A 3,656-nucleotide genomic window follows, 5' to 3' on the forward strand; every position below is an offset into this window, starting at 1 on the left:
GTGTCAAACGTGAAGACAAAGAAGAATACTACAGACAAGAACTTGCACCAGAAGATGAAATAAAAAGCAAAAATGTGGAGTAAGTTTATAACATTCTTAAAAGGGTTGTGGAATGTAATAAAGTCAATGGGTAATTTGAAAGGTGTTTTGGCGTTATTGATAACTTGGTTAATAATAAGTGGTAGTGGTTTGATAGGTTTAGGAATAGTATTAGCAATACCACGATTAGCAATTATAGGAACGACGATATATGGTTTTTGGTTATTGCCGTTCACACCTTTAATACCGATAAACATAGGTATAGCGATGTTAGTCCAGAAATATGTTTTTAGGGACAAGAATGTGAGCTGGGAAAACATTAAGAAGCAATTTGCGAAAGTAAGAGAGAAAGAAAAAGAAAAGGAGGACGCTAAATGAAATGAGAAAATTATGGAGGAGCGTTAAAGGAACGGTTAAAGAATTGATTATGACACCAATAGGAATTATAAGTATAATTTTATCATTTTTGTTATTGAGCGGAACGCCTTTAATAATTTTAGGTTTAGCATTAAAAAATGCGTGGGTGTATGGAATAGGTAGTGCTATATTTATATTTTATTTAGCACCGAATGGAGTTGCGATATTTGGTTTTATAATTTTAGCACCATTGATAAATAAAGGTTTAAGATTATTATTTAGATATCGTAAAGATATGTATAATATTAGTAAATTAAGTAAATATATAAAGATTACTACTACTAATACTAACAATAAATAATAACAAAGGAGGAGTGAATTAAATGTTAGTCAATTTTGACGTGCCTAATAAATTAAAAAAAGGCGATATGCTAATTTATACGGGCAAGAAATTTGAGGCTATTTGTATCGATGATATAACAGCCAAACTAAATGAGGATATAAAAGCAATACAGCACAGTAATATCCTATTATCGCAGGAGGTTAAAAAATATAAAAATGCCAATGACTTATTTATGGCTACGATAAAAGACAAATTAACCTTAATTATTTATGAAATTTTAGAGGAGGTAGCAAAAAAATGATTAGAAAAATATACTTAATATCTACATATTCGTTTATGGCGATTTCCGCCCTATTTGCGCTCTACTTGGTATTACCTGCCGAGATACAAGAACAAGTGCCACTAATAACGAAATTTATGGCAATTACAGGGTCTGTATCATTTGGAACTTTTACAGGCGTTCTTATGTGGGTGCATAATATGATTGGCAAATTAAATAAAGCGAATTTAGAGCAACACGCTAATAATGACAATAAAATAAAATTGCTTGAAGATGAAAATAAAATCCAAAGCGAAAAATTAGATAATGTTATTAAATTGCTGACTTTATTAGTTGAAAGCAAAGCTGATAATCCTTTTACTAAAAGCGATATAAAAAATAAAATTAAGGATGTATTAAGTGATGAGTAGATTATATAAATTATTAGTATTTTTAACTTTTTTAATCCCTACAGGCGCATATACACTCATTAACGCTATTATGGTTAAACCTGATTATGACTTGTATGTTGAGGTTGAAAATCCTGAAAATGTAAGAGCTGTAAAACATATGGAAGGATTTAAAATATATGTGATTGACGGTATTGCCATTGACGGGGTATTACATCAAGACGATAATTACGGTTGGGCTTTTACAGGCGATGAAAATTCAGTTATTAAAATTAATAAAGACTATTATCAGTATGTTGATAATAAATTAGAAAAACAAACTATTAAATTATTAAAAGAAAAACAGGGCAAGACGATCCCGTTATCGCTTTTAGCAATTATTATCGGTGGCGTGATAATTGGGTTAATTGTGTATAGAAAAGCAACTAAAAATAATAATAAACACTGGCGTGTAAGTGTGCTAGTATCATTATTAGTAGGCACAGGCTTATTATTCGTCTTAGATCTATTTATTAGTAATATATTTTATGTGTTTTTAACAGCCACTATTAGCTGGGTAGTCTATATGGTAGAACATTATTTTCACAATAATAAAATTATCTTACAGGAGTTGCAGGCAAGAAATAAAGGTGGTAATTAATTATGCAAATATTTGAGAAAATCTATAAAAACATACATTGGCTAATACTGTCAGTTAGTTTGGTCGCATATTTATTTTTAAAGACGCTTCAAGCTGATGGCAATATACAATTACTTTTAAAAGACTGGAGAACTTATATAGATAGTATATTTAGTGTTTATATTACATTTATAACTATTAGTATTGGTGGCGATAAAGGGTTAGCAGACGGGCTAGAAAGCGATTTATTTAAAAAAGCAAACGAAGCTAACAACGAGATAATAAAACCCGCTAAAAACCAAATAAAAGAATTAATAAAATATGTGGACGAGACTAATAGGAGTGAGAAAGAATTAGTCCAAACTGAGTTTTTAGGTGCGTTGGGTAAAAATTATGAGGAACTGACACGCCGAGAACGCAGGAAATACCATAAATTAAAATATATTAAATATAGTATTAACGGATTTACTTTGCCTGTTTATGTTGAATTTAATAATAAAAATAACGTAGTAGATACCAACGTAGCCTATAACCACACTTTAGGCAAATCGCAAAAAATGTTATTTAAGACAATACAGGCAGTAATAGTTTCTACGGTTGTGGTAGGAGTTAAATTTGCATTTGAGAATTTAGGGGACGCATTTTTTAGTCTCTTAGTAATAGGCGCAGGTGCTATGGTCAGTATGTTATTTGCATTATATAGACCATACATTTATTTGACTAAAAAAGTTCCAGCAAAAGTAGATGTAAAACAGACAATTTGGGATGGTTTTTTAGCAAGTAAAAAATAATTAAATGCAGGGTTTGCATAGTTTACCCTCGTTTTACTTAAAGTTTTTATACTTTTTTTACTATACAAGAAATAAGAAAACGGCTAAAACCCTGCAAACCATGCATATTAGAAAATTAAGCAACGTTCAAGCAACGTTGTTTTTTTATTAAATAAATTAAAAAAGTATTTTAATAATGGCTTAGGTGTGCCAAATAAAAAAATTAAAAAAGTTGCAATATCGTTTTTAATATGTTATAATATAAGTGAGATAAGAAAAGGAGATATTAATGATGATTAGAAAATATTTACAGAACCATATTATTTGGTTAAAAGATGAAATAAATGATATTAAATCACAAGTTGTAATTGATGCTGATGATTTAAAAACTATTGCTGAAATTGAAGCTGATATAAAAGAACTTAAAAAAAGTGATAGAGAATATGATCGTATATATTTAAATAACGATATAACTATTTATACTCTTAAAAAGGTTTTAAAAAATAGTTATCATAATTATGATCAATACGCTGTTGATGAACAACCTTTTGAAAATTTAGATAATGGTTTCATTACACCAGAACTATTAGAAGCTATCATAAATATTGAATTCAAAGAAAATAGCAACGGGGGTTTTAAAAAATCAATGACAACTAAATTTGGATCAAGATCAAAAATAAGATATATCCGTGGATTATTAGTGAAAATATTAGATGAATATAAGGAGAAATTAAAATGAGAAAAAAAGTTATTTATTTAGAAGCAGCAATTAAGGGCAATTATAAACATATTGCAGACATTGAAGAAGAATTATTTATTAGTTTTTGGGAATTGATGGAAGCAGTCAATCATCATTTTG

The 3,656-nt window shown here is 28.9% G+C and carries 7 protein-coding genes; 6 read left to right on the forward strand and 1 reads right to left on the reverse strand.

The features are described 5' to 3' along the window. Positions 1 to 296 (reverse strand): hypothetical protein (locus tag VNJ50_RS12615; protein WP_325582459.1); only part of this gene is annotated, 296 nt, incomplete at its 3' end. Between the two features lie 122 nt (positions 297 to 418). Here VNJ50_RS12615 and VNJ50_RS12620 point away from each other — a divergent pair. From VNJ50_RS12620 to VNJ50_RS12645, 6 genes are all read left to right on the forward strand, one after another. Then, on the forward strand, positions 419 to 757 hold the full coding sequence (locus VNJ50_RS12620; protein WP_325582461.1) for a hypothetical protein: 339 nt from the start codon (positions 419 to 421) through the stop codon (positions 755 to 757). A 67-nt stretch (positions 758 to 824) separates the two neighbouring features. Next, on the forward strand, positions 825 to 1,040 hold the full coding sequence (locus VNJ50_RS12625; RefSeq protein ID WP_325582463.1) for a hypothetical protein: 216 nt from the start codon (positions 825 to 827) through the stop codon (positions 1,038 to 1,040). Positions 1,041 to 1,075: 35 nt separating this feature from the next. Next, positions 1,076 to 1,429, forward strand: coding sequence for a hypothetical protein (locus tag VNJ50_RS12630; protein WP_325582464.1), 354 nt, complete (start codon positions 1,076 to 1,078; stop codon positions 1,427 to 1,429). After that, positions 1,422 to 2,048, forward strand: coding sequence for a hypothetical protein (locus VNJ50_RS12635; RefSeq protein WP_325582466.1), 627 nt, complete (start codon positions 1,422 to 1,424; stop codon positions 2,046 to 2,048). The genes VNJ50_RS12630 and VNJ50_RS12635 overlap by 8 nt, the downstream gene beginning before the upstream one ends. A gap of 2 nt (positions 2,049 to 2,050) precedes the next feature. Then, positions 2,051 to 2,818 (forward strand): hypothetical protein, encoded by a 768-nt coding sequence (locus VNJ50_RS12640; protein WP_325582468.1) that lies wholly within the window; start codon positions 2,051 to 2,053, stop codon positions 2,816 to 2,818. A gap of 268 nt (positions 2,819 to 3,086) precedes the next feature. Beyond that, the gene (locus VNJ50_RS12645) at positions 3,087 to 3,536 is read left to right on the forward strand and encodes a hypothetical protein (protein WP_325582470.1); all 450 of its coding nucleotides are present in this window, start codon (positions 3,087 to 3,089) and stop codon (positions 3,534 to 3,536) included. Positions 3,537 to 3,656: the final 120 nt, after the last annotated feature.

The sequence above is a fragment of the Gelidibacter sp. genome (assembly GCF_035577925.1).
Taxonomy (GTDB): Bacteria; Bacteroidota; Bacteroidia; order Flavobacteriales; family Flavobacteriaceae; genus Gelidibacter.

What these genes read in the sequence shown, in the direction of transcription:
- VNJ50_RS12620 (WP_325582461.1), top strand. Translation starts at nt 419, where the DNA reads ATGAGAAAATTATGGAGGAGCGTTAAAGGAACGGTTAAAGAATTGATT.
- VNJ50_RS12625 (WP_325582463.1), top strand. Translation starts at nt 825, where the DNA reads ATGCTAATTTATACGGGCAAGAAATTTGAGGCTATTTGTATCGATGAT.
- VNJ50_RS12630 (WP_325582464.1), top strand. Translation starts at nt 1,076, where the DNA reads ATGGCGATTTCCGCCCTATTTGCGCTCTACTTGGTATTACCTGCCGAG.
- VNJ50_RS12635 (WP_325582466.1), top strand. Translation starts at nt 1,422, where the DNA reads ATGAGTAGATTATATAAATTATTAGTATTTTTAACTTTTTTAATCCCT.
- VNJ50_RS12640 (WP_325582468.1), top strand. Translation starts at nt 2,051, where the DNA reads ATGCAAATATTTGAGAAAATCTATAAAAACATACATTGGCTAATACTG.
- VNJ50_RS12645 (WP_325582470.1), top strand. Translation starts at nt 3,087, where the DNA reads ATGATGATTAGAAAATATTTACAGAACCATATTATTTGGTTAAAAGAT.